Origin of the sequence: Burkholderia sp. MSMB1835 (assembly GCF_001526365.1) — a bacterium.
Classification (GTDB): domain Bacteria; phylum Pseudomonadota; class Gammaproteobacteria; order Burkholderiales; family Burkholderiaceae; genus Burkholderia.
Genome location: NZ_LOYP01000042.1, coordinates 521171 through 538517 on the forward strand (window position 1 = coordinate 521171; position 17347 = coordinate 538517).

The window sequence follows — 17347 nt, forward strand, 5'->3', positions numbered from 1 at the left end:
ACGAACGCGCGATTTTCCGTCACGCAACACGCATCCTTTCGCACGAAACATTGCCGGCCGTTTCGTAGTCGGGTTCCGCATCGCGTACGCCCGTTCTATACTCGTCGCGCAGTCTCCGACAGCCGTTCTCACCCAACGTCACCGAAACAAGGAACGCCGATGCTGACTCGCTCCATTCTTTCCGCCGCCGCATTCTCGCTTGCCGCCTGTGCGACCGCGCCGTCGATCGCGCAGGACAACCAGGGCAACGATGCCGGCAACGCGGCATTCGCCGAGACCGGCTCGCATGGCCGCCCGGTCAAGGTCATGATCATCACGATGTTCGGGCCGGAGGGCCAGGCGTGGCTCGACCGGCTCGGCCCGTGGCGCGACATCGCCGTGCCCGGCCTGTCGCCCGACTATCCGGCCGTCCACTGCAACAAGCAGGACGTGTGCGTGGTCACGACCGGCATGGGCTATGCGAACGCGTCGGCCACGATCATGGCGCTCACGTTCTCGCAACGCTTCGATTTGCGCCGCACGTATTTCCTGGTCTCGGGCATCGCGGGCGTCGACCCCGCGCAAGGCACGGTCGGATCGGCCGCGTGGTCGAAATACCTCGTCGATTTCAGCCTGCAGTGGGAGCTCGATGCGCGTGAGATCCCGGCCGGCTGGAACACCGGCTATCTCGGCATCAATACGAAGAGCCCGAACGACAAGCCGCCGCTCGACTATCGCACCGAAGTGTTCCAGCTCAACCCGCAACTGACCGACGCCGCCTACGCGCTGTCGCGCAACGTCGTGCTGGCAGACAGCGCGCAGGCGCAGGCCGCGCGTGCGAAGTTCACGTATGCGCCGGCGAACCGGCCGCCGACTGTGATCCAGTGCGACACGTCATCGGGCAACACGTGGTTCTCGGGCACGCTGATCGGCGAGCGCGCACGCCAGTGGACCAAGATCCTCACGGACGGCAAGGGCACCTACTGCATGACCGCGCAGGAAGACAACGCGACGTACGAAGCGCTCAAGCGCGCGGCGAGCGTGAAGCGGGTCGACCTGTCGCGCGTGGCCGTGCTGCGCACCGGGTCCGATTTCGATCGGCCGTACGCGGGGCAGACGAGCGCCGACAACCTGCTGAACTACGCGGACCAGGGCGGTTTCGCCCCGGCGACCGAAAACCTGTACCGCGCGGGCAATCCGCTCGTGCAGGACATCGTCACGCACTGGGGCGAATGGCGCGACGGGGTGCCGCGCCGTTGACGGCCGGACGACGATTCAGCCGGCGGTCAATGCGATTGCGGGGCCGAACGGAACGGCGTCCACACCGGCGTGGTGTCGTCCCAGTGATCGAGCGGCGAAGGAAGTGGGTCGTTCATCATGTACTCCTGCAACTAACTGACTGACTCGACGAGTCGTCGACAACGTCGTTCGAGACGCCGCGCACCGGGCAACCCGCTGCGCGGCGTCACGCGTTTACCGGCCCGCGCCGGCGAGCTGGTTGCCTTCCGGTGTCGGGCGATACGGGCCTTGCGCGAGTTCGAGCCCTTGCGGATACGACGTCGCCTTGCGCAGGTACGCGAGCGTGCCGTCCTTGCGTGCCTGCTCGACTTCCGCGCTCACTTCGGCGCGCGTACGCGGGCCGTTGTGCTGCGCGGACCACGACGTGTTGCCGGAGTCGCCGGCGTGCGAGGTGTCCGAATCGGCGAAGGCCGGTGCGGACACGGCAAGCGTGAGCGCAAGGGCCGAGAGAAGATGGCGGCGGTTCATGGCGTAACTCCTGGAGATGTCGGAGCGCGCGCCTGAGCGCTGACTCCGGTCCCGCGGGCGGGATCTGTTCGATGCGCAACGAGGTGCGCGACAGGGTTTACTCTAGGTTGCCGTTCCGTCGCGATAAATGCAGCAGACGCGAATTGAATTGTCGTGTCAGTGGAACAATCGCCATCCGCACCGCCGGCAGGGTTATGCGGAAATGGCCGGGAGTCCCGCGGCACGGGCTTCGCAGGGAGGTGCGGCGGCGACGCGCAACGACGCACGCGGCCGATTGCCGCGCGCCGCGCAAAGGCTTACTGCGGATTCGGGAAGGATCGCGGCGCCGCGCTTGAAAGGCGTGCCCGGGCCGCGCTCGGGCAGGATGGCGCGCGGGCGCCGCGGCCCGCGCGTGGAGGTCGGACGATTACGCGACCCACTCGTTGATGACCGGCGTATCGAGCGCCGGCGCGCGCTCGGCTTCCTCGAACGTGCGCTTGCTGCACGTCGCGTCGAGGCTGCCCTTGCCGCTCAGCAGCGGGCACCGGTCGAACACTTCGGCAATCCAGTCGACGAACACGCGCACCTTCGGCGACAGATGGCGGCTGTGCGGATACACGACCGAGATCGGCATCGGCAGCGGCTTGACGCCGGGCAGGACTTCCTTGAGCCGGCCTTCGCGCAGGTGCGGCAGCACCATGAACAGCGGCGGCTGAATCAGGCCGAAGCCCTCGACGCCGCACGTCACGTACGCATCCGCGTCGTTCACCGACACGATGCCCTCCATCTTCATCTCGACTTCCTTGCCTTCGATCAGGAACGTCCAGTCGATCGTGCGGCCGGTGCGGCTCGAGAAGTAGTTGACGGCCTTGTGCTGGCTCAGGTCGTCGATCGTCTGCGGTTCGCCGTGGCGCTCGAGATAGTCGGGCGAGCCGACCGTCACGCACTCGAACAGGCCGACGCGGCGTGCGACGAGCGACGAATCCTGCAGCGCACCGACGCGGATCACGCAGTCGACGCCTTCCTGCAGCAGGTCGACCGGCCGATCGGACAGGCCGAGTTGCAGGTCGATGTCCGGATAGCGCGTATGAAACTCGCACAGCGACGGAATCACGAGCAGCCGCCCGATCGAGCCCGGCATGTCGATACGCAACTTTCCGTGCGGCTTCCGGTTGTTGGCCTGGAAGCTTGCTTCGGTTTCCTCGACATCCGCGAGGATCCGCACGCAGCGTTCGTAGTAGGCGGCGCCGTCGGGCGTGAGCGAGAGCCGGCGCGTGGTCCGGTGCATCAGCCGCACGCCGAGGAATGCTTCGAGATTCTGGATGATCGTCGTGACGGACGCCCGCGGCAAGCCGAGCGTTTCTGCTGCCTTGGTGAAGCTGCTTGTATCGACGACGCGAGTAAACACCTGCATGGCCTGAAGCCGGTCCATCACAACCTCCGCAATCTAATGAGCCCGCGAACGACAAGGCTGCGCTACCTCGTGGGTAAACGCAGCCTCGGATTGTTCGGGGGCGTTGAATTGTGTTGCCGGATTATAGGCATTTATCCCAATGTCTGCCGGACCCAGAATTCGTTCCATCTCGAAATGGATGCTGCATCGTCATGGACGCTTCTGAATTCAGCAAATTCCTGAAAGCCGCATTGCCCGCGCAAGCCATGGCGGGCGCGGCGCTGACGGTGGCCGAAGTGGAAATTCCCGGCTACGCACAGGACATCGTGCTGCGCCTCTACCGCCGCCCGGACAAGACCGGGTTGCCAGTAGTGCTTTATTTCCACGGCGGCGGCTTCGTCCGCGGTTCGCTCGAAGATGCGGACTTCGCCGCGCGTTTTTTAGCAGAACGCTTACCAGCTCTCGTAGTGTCGGTCGATTATTCGCTCGCGCCGGCCTTTCCTTTTCCGGCCGCGCCGGAGGATGCGTATCGCGCGGCCGTCTGGGCCGCGACGCGCGCCCGCGCGTTCGGCGGCAACCCGAAGAAGATCGGGGTCGCGGGGCACGACGCGGGCGGCCAGCTCGCGAACTGCCTGGCCTTCATCGCACGCGACCGCGGCGAAGTGTCGATCGTCGCGCAGGCGCTGTTCGGGCCGATGCTCGACCCGAGCATGACGCGCATCGGCGACGCCGAGCGCCTCGCGTCCGACATCACCGCGCGCGAATGCGCGGCCTGCTATCGCGCGTACCTGCCGCAGGCGGCGCAACGCATGCACCCGTACGCGGCGCCGATCGAATCGGTGCGCCTCGCGGGGCTGCCGCCGACGCTCGTCGTCACCGCGCAGAACGACGTGCTGCACGTCGAAGCGGAGAAATATGCGGGCTGCCTGATTTCGTCGGGCGTGCTCACGCAGGTGATCCGCTATCCGGACATCACGCACGCCGCGCTCGCCACGCACGAAGCCGCGTTCGAGGAAGCCGTGCGCTTCTTCCAGTGCCGCTTCCAGGCGCGCCAGCCGAACCGTTCCGAATAACCAGACCAATCCACGCTTACCGGAGATCCACATGGCCATCCTACGCACCACCCGTTCCCGAATCGCGACCGCGGCGATCGTCACGCTCGCCGTCGTCGGCCTCGGCACGTTCGGCGCGATGCGCGTCAACGCGAACGCACCCGAAAAAGCGGCGGCACCGCTGCCCGAAGTCGACGTCGCGACCGTTGTGCCGCAGACCGTGACCGACTGGCAAAGCTACTCCGGCCGTCTCGAAGCGGTCGAGAAAGTCGACGTGCGCCCGCAGGTGTCGGGCACGATCGTCGCGGTGAACTTCAAGGACGGCGCGCTCGTGAAGAAGGGCGACGTACTGTTCGTGATCGACCCGCGCCCGTATCAGGCGGAAGTCGACCGCGCGGCCGCGCAGCTCGCGGCCGCGCAGGCACGCAACGGCTACGCGCAGACGGACTGGCAGCGCGCGCAGCGGCTGATCGGCGACAACGCGATCGCGAAGCGCGACTACGACGAAAAGCAGAACGCGGCACGCGAAGCGAGCGCGAACCTGAAGGCCGCCGAAGCCGCGCTGGAAACGGCACGCATCAACCTCGGCTATACGCGCATCACCGCGCCGGTATCGGGCCGCGTGTCGCGCGCGGAAATCACGCTCGGCAACGTCGTGTCGGCCGGCGCATCGGCCGCGCCGCTGACGACGCTGGTGTCGGTATCGCCGATCTACGCATCGTTCGACGCGGACGAACAGACCTACCTGCAATACATCAACGGCGCGCGCAGCGGCCGCAAGGTGCCGGTCGAGCTCGGCCTCGCCAACGAAACCGGCTACTCGCGCAGCGGCGAGATCGATTCGGTCGACAACCGGCTCGACACGTCGTCCGGCACGATCCGCGTGCGCGCACGCTTCGACAACGCGGACGGCACGCTCGTCCCCGGCCTCTATGCGCGCGTGAAGGTGGGCGGCAGCGCGCCGCACGAGGCGCTGCTCGTCGACGACGCGGCGATCAACACCGACCAGGACAAGAAGTTCGTGTTCGTCGTCGACCAGCAGGGCCGCGTGTCGTATCGCGAAGTGCAGCCGGGGATGCAGCACGGCAACCGGCGCGTGATCGTCAGCGGTCTCGCCGCCGGCGATCGCGTGATCGTGAACGGCACGCAGCGCGTGCGCCCGGGCGAGCAGGTGAAGCCGCACATGGTGCCGATGACGGGCGGCGACGATCCGGCCGCGCCGCTCGCGAGCACCGCGAAGCCGGCCGCACCGGCGAAGGCGGATTCGTAAGCGGCGCGCCCGCTTCGCATCCGCGTTCAACCAGACAGAGCCACACATGAACATTTCCAAATTCTTTATCGACCGGCCGATCTTTGCAGGAGTCCTATCGGTGGTCATCCTGCTGGGCGGGGTGATCGCGATGTTCCTGCTGCCGATTTCGGAATATCCGGAAGTCGTGCCGCCTTCCGTGATCGTGAAGGCGCAGTACCCTGGCGCGAACCCGAAAGTGATCGCCGAGACGGTCGCGTCGCCGCTGGAAGAACAGATCAACGGCGTCGAGGACATGCTCTACATGCAGTCGCAGGCGAACAGCGACGGCAACATGACGATCACCGTCACGTTCAAGCTCGGCACCGATCCGGACAAGGCCACGCAGCTCGTGCAGAACCGCGTGAACCAGGCGCTGCCGCGCCTGCCGGAAGACGTGCAGCGGCTCGGCATCACCACGGTGAAGAGCTCGCCGACGCTGACGATGGTGGTCCACCTGATCTCGCCGGACAACCGCTACGACATGACCTACCTGCGCAACTACGCGCTGATCAACGTGAAGGATCGCCTGTCGCGGATCCAGGGCGTCGGCCAGGTGCAGCTGTGGGGTTCGGGCGACTACGCGATGCGCGTGTGGCTCGATCCGCAGAAGGTCGCGCAGCGCGGGCTGTCGGCCGAGGACGTCGTGCAGGCGATCCGCGAGCAGAACGTGCAGGTCGCGGCCGGCGTGATCGGCGCATCGCCGTCGCTGCCCGGCACGCCGCTGCAGCTGTCGGTGAACGCGCGCGGCCGTCTGCAGACGGAAGAGGAATTCGGCGACATCGTCGTGAAGACGACGCCGGACGGCGGCGTCACGCACTTGCGCGACATCGCGCGCATCGAGCTCGATGCGTCCGAGTACGGGCTGCGCTCGCTGCTCGACAACAAGCCGGCCGTCGCGATGGCGATCAACCAGTCGCCGGGCGCGAACTCGCTGCAGATCTCCGACGAAGTGCGCAAGACGATGGCCGAGCTGAAGCAGGACATGCCGGCGGGCGTCGACTACAAGATCGTCTACGACCCGACGCAGTTCGTGCGTTCGTCGATCAAGGCCGTCGTGCACACGCTGCTCGAAGCGATCGCGCTGGTCGTGATCGTCGTGATCGTGTTCCTGCAGACGTGGCGCGCGTCGATCATTCCGCTGATCGCAGTGCCGGTGTCGATCGTCGGCACGTTCTCGCTGCTGCTGGCGTTCGGGTATTCGATCAACGCGCTGTCGCTGTTCGGGATGGTGCTCGCGATCGGGATCGTGGTCGACGATGCGATCGTCGTCGTCGAGAACGTCGAGCGCAACATCGAAAACGGGATGACCGCGCGGCAGGCGACCTACAAGGCGATGCAGGAAGTGAGCGGGCCGATCATCGCGATCGCGCTGACGCTCGTCGCCGTGTTCGTGCCGCTCGCGTTCATGTCGGGCCTGACCGGCCAGTTCTACAAGCAGTTCGCGATGACCATCGCGATCTCGACGGTGATCTCGGCGTTCAACTCGCTGACGCTGTCGCCGGCGCTGTCCGCGATTCTGCTCAAGGGCCATGGCGACAAGGAAGACTGGCTCACGCGCGTGATGAACCGCGTGCTCGGCGGCTTCTTCCGCCGTTTCAACAAGGTGTTCCATCGCGGCGCGGAGAACTACGGCCGCGGCGTGCGCGGCGTGCTGTCGCGCAAGACGCTGATGCTCGGCGTGTACCTCGTACTGGTCGGTGCGACCGTGCTCGTGTCGAAGGTCGTGCCGGGCGGCTTCGTGCCCGCGCAGGACAAGGAATACCTGATCGCGTTCGCGCAACTGCCGAACGGCGCGTCGCTCGACCGCACCGAGAAGGTGATCCGCGACATGGGCTCGATCGCGCTGAAGCAGCCGGGCGTCGAGAGCGCGGTCGCGTTCCCGGGGCTGTCGGTGAACGGCTTCACCAACAGCTCGAGCGCGGGCATCGTGTTCGTCACGCTGAAGCCGTTCTCGGAGCGGCACGGCAAGGCGCTGTCGGCCGGCGCGATCGCCGGTGCGCTGAACCAGAAATACGGCGCGATCAAGGATTCGTTCGTCGCGGTGTTCCCGCCGCCGCCGGTGCTCGGCCTCGGTACGCTCGGCGGGTTCAAGATGCAGATCGAGGATCGCGGCGCGGTCGGCTACGCGAAGCTGTCGGATGCGACCAACGACTTCATCAAGCGCGCGCAGCAGGCGCCGGAACTCGGTCCGTTGTTCACGAGCTACCAGATCAACGTGCCGCAGCTCAACGTCGATCTCGATCGCGTGAAGGCGAAGCAGCTCGGCGTGCCGGTGACCGACGTGTTCAACACGATGCAGGTGTATCTGGGTTCGCTGTACGTGAACGACTTCAACCGCTTCGGGCGCGTGTACCAGGTGCGCGTGCAGGCCGATGCGCCGTTCCGTCAGCGCGCGGACGACATCCTGCAACTGAAGACACGCAACGATAAGGGCGAGATGGTGCCGCTGTCGTCGCTCGTCACGGTGACGCCGACGTTCGGCCCGGAAATGGTCGTGCGCTACAACGGCTACACGGCGGCCGACATCAACGGCGGCCCGGCGCCCGGCTTCTCGTCGGGGCAGGCGCAGGCCGCGGTCGAGCGCATCGCGCACGAAACGCTGCCGCGCGGCGTGCGCTTCGAGTGGACCGACCTCACGTACCAGCAGATCCTCGCGGGCGATTCGGCGATGTACGTGTTCCCGATCAGCGTGCTGCTCGTGTTCCTCGTGCTCGCCGCGCTGTATGAAAGCCTGACGCTGCCGCTCGCGGTGATCCTGATCGTGCCGATGAGCATTCTGTCGGCGCTGACGGGCGTGTGGCTCACGCAGGGCGACAACAACATCTTCACGCAGATCGGCCTGATGGTGCTGGTGGGGCTGTCGGCGAAGAACGCGATCCTGATCGTCGAATTCGCGCGCGAGCTCGAGCACGACGGCAGGACGCCGCTCGAGGCCGCGATCGAGGCGAGCCGGCTGCGGCTGCGCCCGATCCTGATGACGTCGATCGCCTTCATCATGGGCGTGGTGCCGCTCGTCACGTCGACGGGCGCCGGTTCGGAAATGCGCCATGCGATGGGTGTCGCGGTGTTCTTCGGGATGCTCGGCGTGACGCTGTTCGGGCTGATGCTGACGCCGGTGTTCTATGTCGTGCTGCGTACGCTCGCGGGCGGCAAGATCCACGTCGCCGGCAAGGATTCGACGGGGTACGGTGTGCCGGCGCCCGATGCTTGAGGACCAGAAAATGAACAACATGCACGATACGAACGGCCTGATGCGCTTCGCGAAGGTGGCGGCCGCGAGCACCCTGCTCGCGACGCTGCTCGCCGCGTGCGCGGTCGGCCCAGACTACAAGCGTCCGGACGCGGCGGCGCCCGCCGCGTTCAAGGAAGCGCCGACCCTCGCCGCCGGCGAGCAGGCCGGCACGTGGAAGACGGCCGAGCCGTCGGACGGCGAACATCGCGGCGAATGGTGGAGGGTGTTCGGCGACCCGGTGCTCGATTCGCTCGAGACGCAGGCGCTCGCCGCGAACCAGAATCTCAAGGCCGCGGCCGCGCGGGTCGAGGAAGCGCGTGCGGCGACCCGTTCGGCGCGCTCGCAATGGTTCCCGCAGATCGGCGCCGGATTCGGGCCGACGCGCGAGGGGCTGTCGTCGGCGTCGCAGTTCCAGCCGCAGGGCACGGGCCCGACCAACGCGACGCTGTGGCGCGCGCAGGGCACGGTGTCGTACGAAGCCGACCTGTTCGGCCGCGTCGGCCGCAACGTCGAGGCGTCGCGTGCCGACCAGGCGCAGAGCGAAGCGCTGTTCCGCTCGGTGCAGCTCGCGCTGCAGGCCGACGTCGCGCAGAACTACTTCGAGCTGCGTCAGCTCGACTCGGACCAGGATCTGTACCGCCGCACCGTCGAGTTGCGCGAACAGGCATTGAAGCTCGTGCAGCGCCGCTTCAACGAAGGCGACATCAGCGAGCTCGACGTGTCGCGCGCGAAGAACGAACTGGCCAGCGCGCAGGCCGATGCGGTCGGCGTCGCGCGCCGGCGCGCGGCGTCGGAGCATGCGCTCGCGATCCTGCTCGGCAAGGCGCCCGCGGATTTCGCGTTCAAGGAAACGCCGATCGTGCCGGTCGCGGTGAAGATTCCGCCGGGCCTGCCGTCCGCGCTGCTGGAACGCCGTCCGGACGTGGCGGCGGCCGAACGCGCGATGGCGGCCGCGAACGCGCGGATCGGGCTCGCGAAGTCGGCGTACTTCCCGAAGCTCGATATCACCGGATCGTTCGGCTATGAGGCGTCGACGCTCGGCAACCTGTTCCTGTGGTCGAGCCGCACGTTCCTGCTCGGGCCGTTCGCCGGCACCGCGCTGACGTTGCCGCTATTCGACGGCGGGCGGCGGGCGGCCGGCGTGCAGCAGGCGCGCGCGCAGTACGACGAGCAGGTCGCGAACTACCGGCAGCAGGTGCTCGTCGCGTTCCGCGAGGTCGAGGACAATCTCGCCGATCTGCGCCTGCTCGACGACCAGATCCGCGCGCAGGATGCGGCCGTCAACGCGTCGCGCCGGGCGGCGAAGCTGTCGCGTACGCAGTATCAGGAAGGCGAGGTCGCGTATCTCGACGTGATCGACAGCGAGCGCTCGGTGTTGCAGTCGCAGTTGCAGGCGAATCAGCTTACCGGTGCGCAGGCCGTGTCGACCGTCAACCTCATCCGCGCGCTCGGCGGCGGGTGGGGCGCGGCGCCGACGGCGGTCGGCGGCGCGGCGACCGGCAAGGAGGATGTGGCTGCGCGGTGAGTGTGAACGGCGGGCGGTGCGTCGCTCGCCGGCCGGGACGCGAAACCCCCCGGCATGCAGGCTCAGGTCTGCGTGTCGGGGTTTTTTTACGAGTCTAATCGTGGAGTAGTATTTCCCGATGCCGGGATCATGCCCGGCCGTCACGGCGCACGGCCGCCCCCTCTGTGACGACGACGGCAAGCTCGTTAAAGCGCGTTCGGAAGCCGCTTCAACGACACGTGCGGCGGCGCCGACCGCGGCGACGGCATCGATGGGAACGCATCATGTCAACCGAGTGGAAGCACCGCGTCAGACTGTTTGTCCAGCGTTTCTGGCAGCCGACCAGTGCGTGCATGACCTGCATGCCGGGGAGCTGGGGAAATATCACGAGCCTTCCTCACTGGACCATCGCATTTCATACGGGGCTGCTGACCGGACTCCTGGCTGTGCTTCTGACTTTCACGCCGGTGGGGAAACTCTATGCACATCGATACGGCAATGCGCTGGTGGTTGGCGTCCTGACGACGTTGGGCGACGCGTACTCGCACACGAGTCGTTACCGTATCCCCTATGTCGAGCACATCGTGACGGGGGCAATGTCAGGTCTCCTGGCGCTTGCGGCCTCCTATCTCTTCGAGGATCGCGCGCGACGCCTTCGGGCGGTGTGGGCGCGCGTCTCCGGACAGCTTATCCGCTGACTTTTCGAGCAACGTATCGATAAGTGACCGTTCCGGGCCGGAAGGCGACGTCTACGGAAGTCCACGAAGAACCTTTTTTGCACCGCATTTAGCAACTAACGGTCAGTTTCGCCCGATACCTTTCGACGGTGCGGCGGCGTCCCGCCACGCGCACCGCTAGTGCATGACGATCAGCCTGCGGCAGGGCAGCAATGTCACGTTCGTCTGCCGCGCGGCGGCGCCCCGAGTGCCGCTGACAGGCCGCCGGCTGCCTTCCGCGCCGAGATTTCCCGGCCGGCCGCCGTGCCGGGGTGCCGCTCCTGTCCCTGCACCGGCCGAAGCAACATCGGCGCCGCGCTTCATTCGTCGCAGCGACTCGGGTTACTCGGTACGCAATTTTTCGACAGTCCGCAATAAGCCGATATCTCGTCGCGGCACCGCTCACTACCATCCATCGATATCGAATCCACCCGATGGGCGGGCGGTTTGACGGAGCCACCTCGCGTGGCGTGAGTACCGATGGAACGAAGCACGAGCATCGAGGCAGGCCGCCGGCCGTCACGCGGCCGGGTGCCGGCATGGATCGCCCTCGCGGCGACGCTGCTGCTGGCGTATGGCGTTGCGAGGCATGCGTCGCGGGCATCGCCGGCGCCGCCTGAGCAACGGCATTTCTCCGTCGACGTTGACCGCGACAGGGCGCCGTGGGCGCGGCCCGTGATCGCGATGCGCGAAGGCGTGCCGGTGCACATCGACGTGCATGCGCGGGAAACCGGCGTCCTGATGGCGCACGAAATACCGGGGGCGTTGGCGGCATGCGCGTCCGGCAGCGCGCAGTCGCTGGACATTCTCCCGGTCGGCATCACCGGGCGTTTCTCGCTGCATTTCCACAGCCGGACAGGCGACACGATCGAGGTCGCCGTGATCGAAATCTATCCGGGGCCGTGACCGCAGCGCATTTTCACCACGACAAACGAGACGGAAGGAGACAACGATGCAATCACCGATTCGCGCAGCGTTCGCGCTGTCGCTCTGCATGTTCGTGCTGGCCGGCTGCGGCGGAGAGGCCGACGACACGCCGGCGGCCACGCCCGGCGTGTCCGTGGCCGACTATGTCGTGCCGCGCGTGCCGAGCTGCAGCCCGGGCGATACGCCCGAGACCGCGCTGCAGGGGCAGGTGCCGGCCGCGCTTCGACAGGCCGGATTCGGCGGCTTCAACTGCAACCTGAAACGCGTCAGCCAGGTTCAGGGCGAAGGCGCGTCGTGGTCGGCCGCCACGTATACCGACAGGAAAGGCCAGACCTGCTTTTATCACGCGACGATGGGCGCGAGCGCGCTGTTCAACAATCCCGATGCGCCGCCGCGCGTGAACCCGGGCGTGCCGGTGATCGACATCACCAACCCGGCGCAGCCGGTGCGGGTGAGCTCGCTGACGTCCACGTCGATGATCGATCCGTGGGAGTCGCTGCGCGTGAACGTCGCGCGCGGGATCCTCGCCGCCGACAACGGCCTGGGCGGCGGCGGCGGCCCGGAGATCGACCTGTACGACATTGCTTCGGATTGCACACGGCCGCAGTTGCTGGCGAGCGTGCCTGTCGGCACGGGCGAGGACGGCGGCATCGTCCCGGCCACCCGGTCGCTCGGTCACGAAGGCGGATTTTCGCCCGACGGGCTGACCTATTACGTCGGCGGCGCCTTCACGAAAAGCTACTACGCGGTCGACCTGACCGTGCCGACCCGGCCGAAGATGATTGCCGCGATCAGCCTGTCGGATCTGGGCATGGGCAGCTTCTCGCACGGCCTGTCGGTGAGCCAGGACGGAACGCGGGCGTACTTCGTCGCGTCGGGGAACGGCGGCGCGGCCGTCGGCATGAGCGCGCCGCCGCTGAACGACGCAAACGCGACCGGCGACAACGGCTTTTTCGTCGTCGATACCAGCGAAGTGCAGAGCCGGCGTCCCAATGCGCAGATGCACCGGATCGCGACCGTGCCGGTGCGGAACGGCAGCATCGCGCAACATACGATCTCGTTCGCCGTGGCGGGCAAGCCGTATCTGATCGAAGTCGACGAGGGCGGGGGCGGCGGGATCCAGGATCCGGGCGCAACGGCCGTCAAGGCCGCGTGCAATGCCGGCGTGGCGCCGTTCCCGATGGGGCACATCTACGACATGTCCAACGAAGCCGTGCCGCGACTGGTGTCGGAGCTCCGGCTCGAAACGCACGCGATCGCGAACTGCAGCAAGGTCATGCCCGATATCGCCGGCCTGACCACATTCACGTACGGCGCGCACTACTGCAGCGTCGACAATCGGCAGAATGCGACCGCGCTCGCGTGCAGTTACTTCAACTCCGGCATTCGCGTTTTCGACATTCGCGATCCGTCGAAGCCGAAGGAGATCGCGTATTACAACCCGGCTTCCGTGAAGTCGCCCGGCGCGGGCTCGGCGCATCTGATGTTCGGCCAGCACCGCGCGGGCGGGCCGGACTGGTGCGCGTCGCGTCTGGATTTCGATTTCGACCGCCATCTCCTGACCACCGCATGCCAGGACAACGGCATGCTCGTGCTGTCGTTCGAGAACGGCAGTTGGCCGTTCCCTGAAAGCACGAAGGCAACGGAGATCGGCAATTGATGCGCTGTCGCCGTGGCTTGCTGGTTTGCGCGATTGCATGCGCGATGCCGCTGACGTGTGCCGGTTTCGAGGCCGACGTGCACTTCGGCCTCACGCTGTGGCTCGCCCGGCAGGCCGGCTTCGCGCCGCGCGACGCCGAGGCCGTTGCGCTCGCGGATCAACGCATCGACGCAGGATCGATCGAATACATGACGTCGCCGCTGCAGTACGCGTGCTTGTCGCGCTTTGTCCCCGATGCCGTCGATGCGCAGGCTCGGCACTATCCGGGCGCGCGCAGCGTGCCGGCCGATGCGCGGGCAAGAGTGGTCGCGCCCGGCGGGACGGCCGCGCTGGCGCCTGTCGACGCGGTGCTCGGCAAGGCCGGCGGCGGCAAGGCCGCGTTCATGCTCGGCGAATTCGGTCGCGCGCTCCATGGCTGGCAGGATTCGTGGGCGCATCGCGGGGTGCCGTCCGTTCCGGACTGGAGCCGCGACGGCATTGCATGCGATGCCGGCCTGGCGATGGCGCCGCCGCTCGATCAACGCACACCGTCGAGCCACGCGGTGGATCTGACCTGGCGTCGGCCCGCCGATGCGGAGGCGATGGCGCAGGCGACGTATCTCCAGATGATCAGGTATCCGAATATAGATGGAGCGGCGCGGAAGGCGGCGCCCTGGGATCAGGTCCGGCAACGGCTTCCCGGCTTCGTCGCCGCGCGAACGAAGCGCGCGAAGTCGGACTGGTTCGTCGCGAACGGTATCGCGGATACGTCGTTTCTCGACGGTATCAGCCTGCCCGACGGGCCGGCGTGGAAGGCCGTCCGATGGCACGGGCGGCGCGACCTGCCCGTGCCGCTGCCGTCGGTGACGCAGGCCGGCGTTGACAAGGACGTCGTCGATTTCTACACGCGCTTTTTCATCGACTGGGTCACGACGTCGCCGGTCGACAAGCGCTGGCTGCCCGCGATTTCGGCCGAGCGCGGGCAGAAGCCCGACGATGCACTGGTCGACGCGCTCGTCGAATGGAGACTGAGGGATCACGGCGCTTATCTGGCTGTCGAAGGGCTGCCGCATTCGACGACGCATTCGCGCGCACCTGCGCACGATCGCGCCTCGTTCGAGGTGTTCAGGTCACTGAACGACGCCGTACTGCCGTTGATCGTCGAAGGCGAGAAACCGTCCCCCGTCCTGCCTTTCCTCGTGTTCGCGCTACCGCGCTCGAGCGCCGGCAACCCGCGCGCCGTTGCACTCGTCAAATTGCTCGACGCGCCGTACGACACCGTGGGGATCGTGTCGGAGAAGCGCAATGGGGCCGGCTGGAAGGTGACGGGTTGGATCTCGTCCGTTGACTACTGATCGGGAAGAGGTCGAAATGCGTGACGATATCGTGCATCGATCGGCGCGTGCGAGCGACCACGTCGAAGGCTCGGCATTGCGCAAGAATGGATGGCTGCTCTCCGGGCTCGCATGGATTGGGCTGTGCATGCCAACCGGCGCGAGCGCTCACGCGTGGAATATCCCGTACTACCTTCCGGTGCCGTTGTGGCTGTATGCCTATGCCGCAACGGGCACGCTGTTGGCGTCCTTCATGATCCTGGCGTTTGCGTCGGGCACGCGCGTGCCCGAGCCGGGAAGGCGATCCGGACCGTGGACGAAGGCGCTGCGAATTCCGATTTTTCTCGTGAACGCAGGGCAACTCGCGAGTGCGGCATTCGTCGCATTCCTGATCGTTGCCGGCCTCGCGGGAACCGCGAATCCGTTCCTGAACCTGGCGATGTCGGGATTCTGGATCTGGTTCTATCTGGGCGCTTTGTATGTCAGCGCAATACTGGGCGACGTTTATGCGTTCACCAATCCGCTTGCGCTGCTGTTGCGAATCGCCGCACGCTGTTTCCCGATCCTGGAACGCGGGCGCTATCGTTATCCGCCACATCTTGCCTCGTGGCCCGCGTTGGGCGGCTACATCGCGCTCATCGCGCTGGAACTGTTCGGTGCGGGGCGCCCCCGAGACGTCGGTCTGTTCCTCGTCGCGTATGTCGCCTATGCGCTGATCGGCGCGTTCTGCTTCGGGCGCGAGCGCTGGCTCGCCCACGGCGATACGTTCGGCGTGCTGTGCCGGCTATGCGCGAAGTTGTCGCCGCTGAAATGGCGTTGGACAGCGCGCCGTCACGTGATCGTGGAATCGAGAAACCCGATTGCGGACATGTCGCGCGGCGGGCCGGCGGATATCAGCGTCGTCGCCTTGCTGTCATTCATGCTGTCGTCGACGGCCTACGACGGCTTGCGCGATACGGCTACATGGCACGCGTTCTTCTGGCGCAGCATCTATCCGCACGTCGTCGATCTGTTTCCGTCGCTGGGCCGTGACTACGCTTTTTCAGCGGAAATCCTGCTGACATGGCAATGGCTGGCGTTCGCGATCGTCGGCATCGCGTACTACCTGGTATTCCGCGGCTGCTGCACGCTGGGCGCGATTAGTTCGCGGTCGTCGTCGGGCGGGGCGTCGTTCTCGCGGCAGTTCTGTCTGCTACTGCTGCCGATCGCGTTCTTCTACAACGTCTGCCATTACTTCACGCTGTTCTGGGATCAGGGGCGGCAGATCGTCCGGCTGGCGTCCGATCCGCTCGGACTCGGGTGGAATCTGTGGCCGGTGGCGGCCGTGGCCGATCAGGTGTCGGCGGCCCAGGCGCTCATCGACGTCGGATACGTCTGGCATGCGCAGGTGCTCCTGATTCTCGCCGGGCACATCGTGAGCGTGATGCTCACGCATGCGATTGCCGTCCGGCGCGGCAATCCGGCCGGAAGGGCGACCCTCGGCCAGTTGCCGCTGCTGGTGCTGACGATCGCATTGACGATCAGCGGCCTGTGGATTCTCTCGCTTCCGCTGGCGTAGCGGTCGCGGCACGCGGCTTGAGCGCGGATGGCGACACGCCCCACCGCTTGCGGAATGTCGCCGAAAAGTGGCTGGCCGACGAGAAGCCGCAGTCGAGCGCGGCTTCCGTCACGTCGCATGCGCCGCGCTCGATCAGGCGGCGGGCGGCTTGAAGGCGGTTCTCGATGATGTACTGGTGCGGCGTCAGTCCGTGGGCTTTTCTGAAACTCCGGATGAACGAATAGAGATCGCCCGGGTAGCCGACGGCCTCGGCCACCATCATCAGCGTCAGCGGGCCGCGGAAATGATCCCTGATGTACTCGCCGGCCTTGCGCATCATGCCCGCATGCGCATATTGCTTCGCCTGCGGCCGCGACTCCAGGTGCAACATGCGATGCAGCGCGGCGGACCCGAGCGCTTCCGCATAGGTCGGACCTTGCGGCATCCCCGCGACGGCGTCTTCATGGAGGCTGCGGACGATCTGCGCGAGGAGGTCGTCGATCACGTCCATCCGGAGCGCGCCCGACGCAAACCAGCCGTCGCTTTGCAGCCCCGTTCGCGACAGCCACGAGGGTTCGAAGTGGACGCTGATCCACTCGATTTCATCGAACCATCGGCCGGAAAACGAGAAGCCGGGCGGAACATAGGCCAGCGGCCCGCGGACGCGGGCGGGCGCCCACCGGCCGGTGTTCGTGCGCAGCTCGAGCGTCGTCGGCGCCTGCAGGTACATGCCCAGGATCGGGCCGGTCGTCTCCAGATCGACGATTTCCGTGGCGCTGGCGATGTAGTGCTCGATCGAGACCGCGGCGAACGACGGCGCGACGGGCTGCCTTCTCCACTTGTGCGGCGGATGCCAACTGACGCGGCTTCCGTTCGGCCCAATCGCGCAGACGTCCCTCATGGCTGGCCGGCTGATCACGCGTTCTCCTTTCGTCTGATCTGGCGAGCGGGTCCCGAAATGCGATTCGATGCCGCGACGGCATCGCGCAAGCGAACC

General features: G+C 66.6%; 13 protein-coding genes. 10 read left to right on the forward strand and 3 right to left on the reverse strand.

Annotation, left to right across the window (positions count from 1 at the left end; genetic code table 11):
* Window positions 1-159: 159 nt before the first annotated feature.
* Window positions 160-1239 (forward strand): purine-nucleoside phosphorylase, encoded by a 1080-nt coding sequence (locus WS96_RS18600; RefSeq protein ID WP_059499394.1) that lies wholly within the window; start codon window positions 160-162, stop codon window positions 1237-1239.
* 213 nt (window positions 1240-1452) lie between these two features.
* Here the strand turns inward: WS96_RS18600 and WS96_RS18605 are convergent, their stop codons facing one another.
* Window positions 1453-1746: a DUF4148 domain-containing protein gene (locus WS96_RS18605; protein ID WP_059834422.1), complete on the reverse strand. Its 294-nt coding sequence runs from the start codon at window positions 1744-1746 to the stop codon at window positions 1453-1455.
* 406 nt (window positions 1747-2152) lie between these two features.
* Window positions 2153-3157 (reverse strand): putative multidrug efflux transcriptional regulator CeoR, encoded by a 1005-nt coding sequence (gene ceoR / locus WS96_RS18610; RefSeq protein WP_034206050.1) that lies wholly within the window; start codon window positions 3155-3157, stop codon window positions 2153-2155.
* Between the two features lie 173 nt (window positions 3158-3330).
* Between ceoR and WS96_RS18615 the strand changes: the two genes are divergently transcribed.
* The 9 genes from WS96_RS18615 to WS96_RS18655 all read left to right on the forward strand — a co-directional run bounded on the left by WS96_RS18615 (window position 3331) and on the right by WS96_RS18655 (window position 16371).
* On the forward strand, window positions 3331-4191 hold the full coding sequence (locus tag WS96_RS18615) for an alpha/beta hydrolase (RefSeq protein WP_034206051.1): 861 nt from the start codon (window positions 3331-3333) through the stop codon (window positions 4189-4191).
* Window positions 4192-4222: 31 nt separating this feature from the next.
* Window positions 4223-5440: a multidrug efflux RND transporter periplasmic adaptor subunit CeoA gene (gene ceoA, locus WS96_RS18620; RefSeq protein ID WP_034206052.1), complete on the forward strand. Its 1218-nt coding sequence runs from the start codon at window positions 4223-4225 to the stop codon at window positions 5438-5440.
* Between the two features lie 46 nt (window positions 5441-5486).
* Window positions 5487-8672: a multidrug efflux RND transporter permease subunit CeoB gene (gene ceoB / locus WS96_RS18625; protein ID WP_034206053.1), complete on the forward strand. Its 3186-nt coding sequence runs from the start codon at window positions 5487-5489 to the stop codon at window positions 8670-8672.
* Between the two features lie 10 nt (window positions 8673-8682).
* On the forward strand, window positions 8683-10218 hold the full coding sequence (gene opcM, locus WS96_RS18630; RefSeq protein WP_059834550.1) for a multidrug efflux transporter outer membrane subunit OpcM: 1536 nt from the start codon (window positions 8683-8685) through the stop codon (window positions 10216-10218).
* Between the two features lie 263 nt (window positions 10219-10481).
* Window positions 10482-10895 (forward strand): hypothetical protein, encoded by a 414-nt coding sequence (locus tag WS96_RS18635; RefSeq protein WP_059834424.1) that lies wholly within the window; start codon window positions 10482-10484, stop codon window positions 10893-10895.
* Between the two features lie 702 nt (window positions 10896-11597).
* The gene (locus tag WS96_RS34540; protein WP_257128017.1) at window positions 11598-11819 is read left to right on the forward strand and encodes a hypothetical protein; all 222 of its coding nucleotides are present in this window, start codon (window positions 11598-11600) and stop codon (window positions 11817-11819) included.
* Window positions 11820-11865: 46 nt separating this feature from the next.
* Window positions 11866-13500: an LVIVD repeat-containing protein gene (locus WS96_RS18645; protein WP_059834428.1), complete on the forward strand. Its 1635-nt coding sequence runs from the start codon at window positions 11866-11868 to the stop codon at window positions 13498-13500.
* A gap of 44 nt (window positions 13501-13544) precedes the next feature.
* Complete coding sequence (locus WS96_RS18650; protein WP_257128018.1) at window positions 13545-14834, forward strand: DUF6765 family protein; 1290 nt, start codon at window positions 13545-13547, stop codon at window positions 14832-14834.
* Window positions 14835-14850: 16 nt separating this feature from the next.
* Window positions 14851-16371 carry a hypothetical protein gene (locus WS96_RS18655; protein WP_059834432.1) on the forward strand — a complete coding sequence of 507 codons (1521 nt, stop codon included), beginning with the start codon at window positions 14851-14853 and terminating at the stop codon, window positions 16369-16371.
* Here WS96_RS18655 and WS96_RS18660 read toward each other — a convergent pair.
* Window positions 16334-17269: a helix-turn-helix transcriptional regulator gene (locus WS96_RS18660; RefSeq protein WP_179949955.1), complete on the reverse strand. Its 936-nt coding sequence runs from the start codon at window positions 17267-17269 to the stop codon at window positions 16334-16336. The genes WS96_RS18655 and WS96_RS18660 overlap by 38 nt on opposite strands.
* Window positions 17270-17347: the final 78 nt, after the last annotated feature.

Bases quoted from the DNA above. Each gene is read 5' to 3' on its own strand.
- WS96_RS18600 (WP_059499394.1), top strand. From the start codon at position 160: ATGCTGACTCGCTCCATTCTTTCCGCCGCCGCATTCTCGCTTGCCGCC.
- WS96_RS18605 (WP_059834422.1), bottom strand. From the start codon at position 1,746: ATGAACCGCCGCCATCTTCTCTCGGCCCTTGCGCTCACGCTTGCCGTG.
- ceoR (WP_034206050.1), bottom strand. From the start codon at position 3,157: ATGGACCGGCTTCAGGCCATGCAGGTGTTTACTCGCGTCGTCGATACA.
- WS96_RS18615 (WP_034206051.1), top strand. From the start codon at position 3,331: ATGGACGCTTCTGAATTCAGCAAATTCCTGAAAGCCGCATTGCCCGCG.
- ceoA (WP_034206052.1), top strand. From the start codon at position 4,223: ATGGCCATCCTACGCACCACCCGTTCCCGAATCGCGACCGCGGCGATC.
- ceoB (WP_034206053.1), top strand. From the start codon at position 5,487: ATGAACATTTCCAAATTCTTTATCGACCGGCCGATCTTTGCAGGAGTC.
- opcM (WP_059834550.1), top strand. From the start codon at position 8,683: ATGAACAACATGCACGATACGAACGGCCTGATGCGCTTCGCGAAGGTG.
- WS96_RS18635 (WP_059834424.1), top strand. From the start codon at position 10,482: ATGTCAACCGAGTGGAAGCACCGCGTCAGACTGTTTGTCCAGCGTTTC.
- WS96_RS34540 (WP_257128017.1), top strand. From the start codon at position 11,598: ATGCGCGAAGGCGTGCCGGTGCACATCGACGTGCATGCGCGGGAAACC.
- WS96_RS18645 (WP_059834428.1), top strand. From the start codon at position 11,866: ATGCAATCACCGATTCGCGCAGCGTTCGCGCTGTCGCTCTGCATGTTC.
- WS96_RS18650 (WP_257128018.1), top strand. From the start codon at position 13,545: ATGCCGCTGACGTGTGCCGGTTTCGAGGCCGACGTGCACTTCGGCCTC.
- WS96_RS18655 (WP_059834432.1), top strand. From the start codon at position 14,851: ATGCGTGACGATATCGTGCATCGATCGGCGCGTGCGAGCGACCACGTC.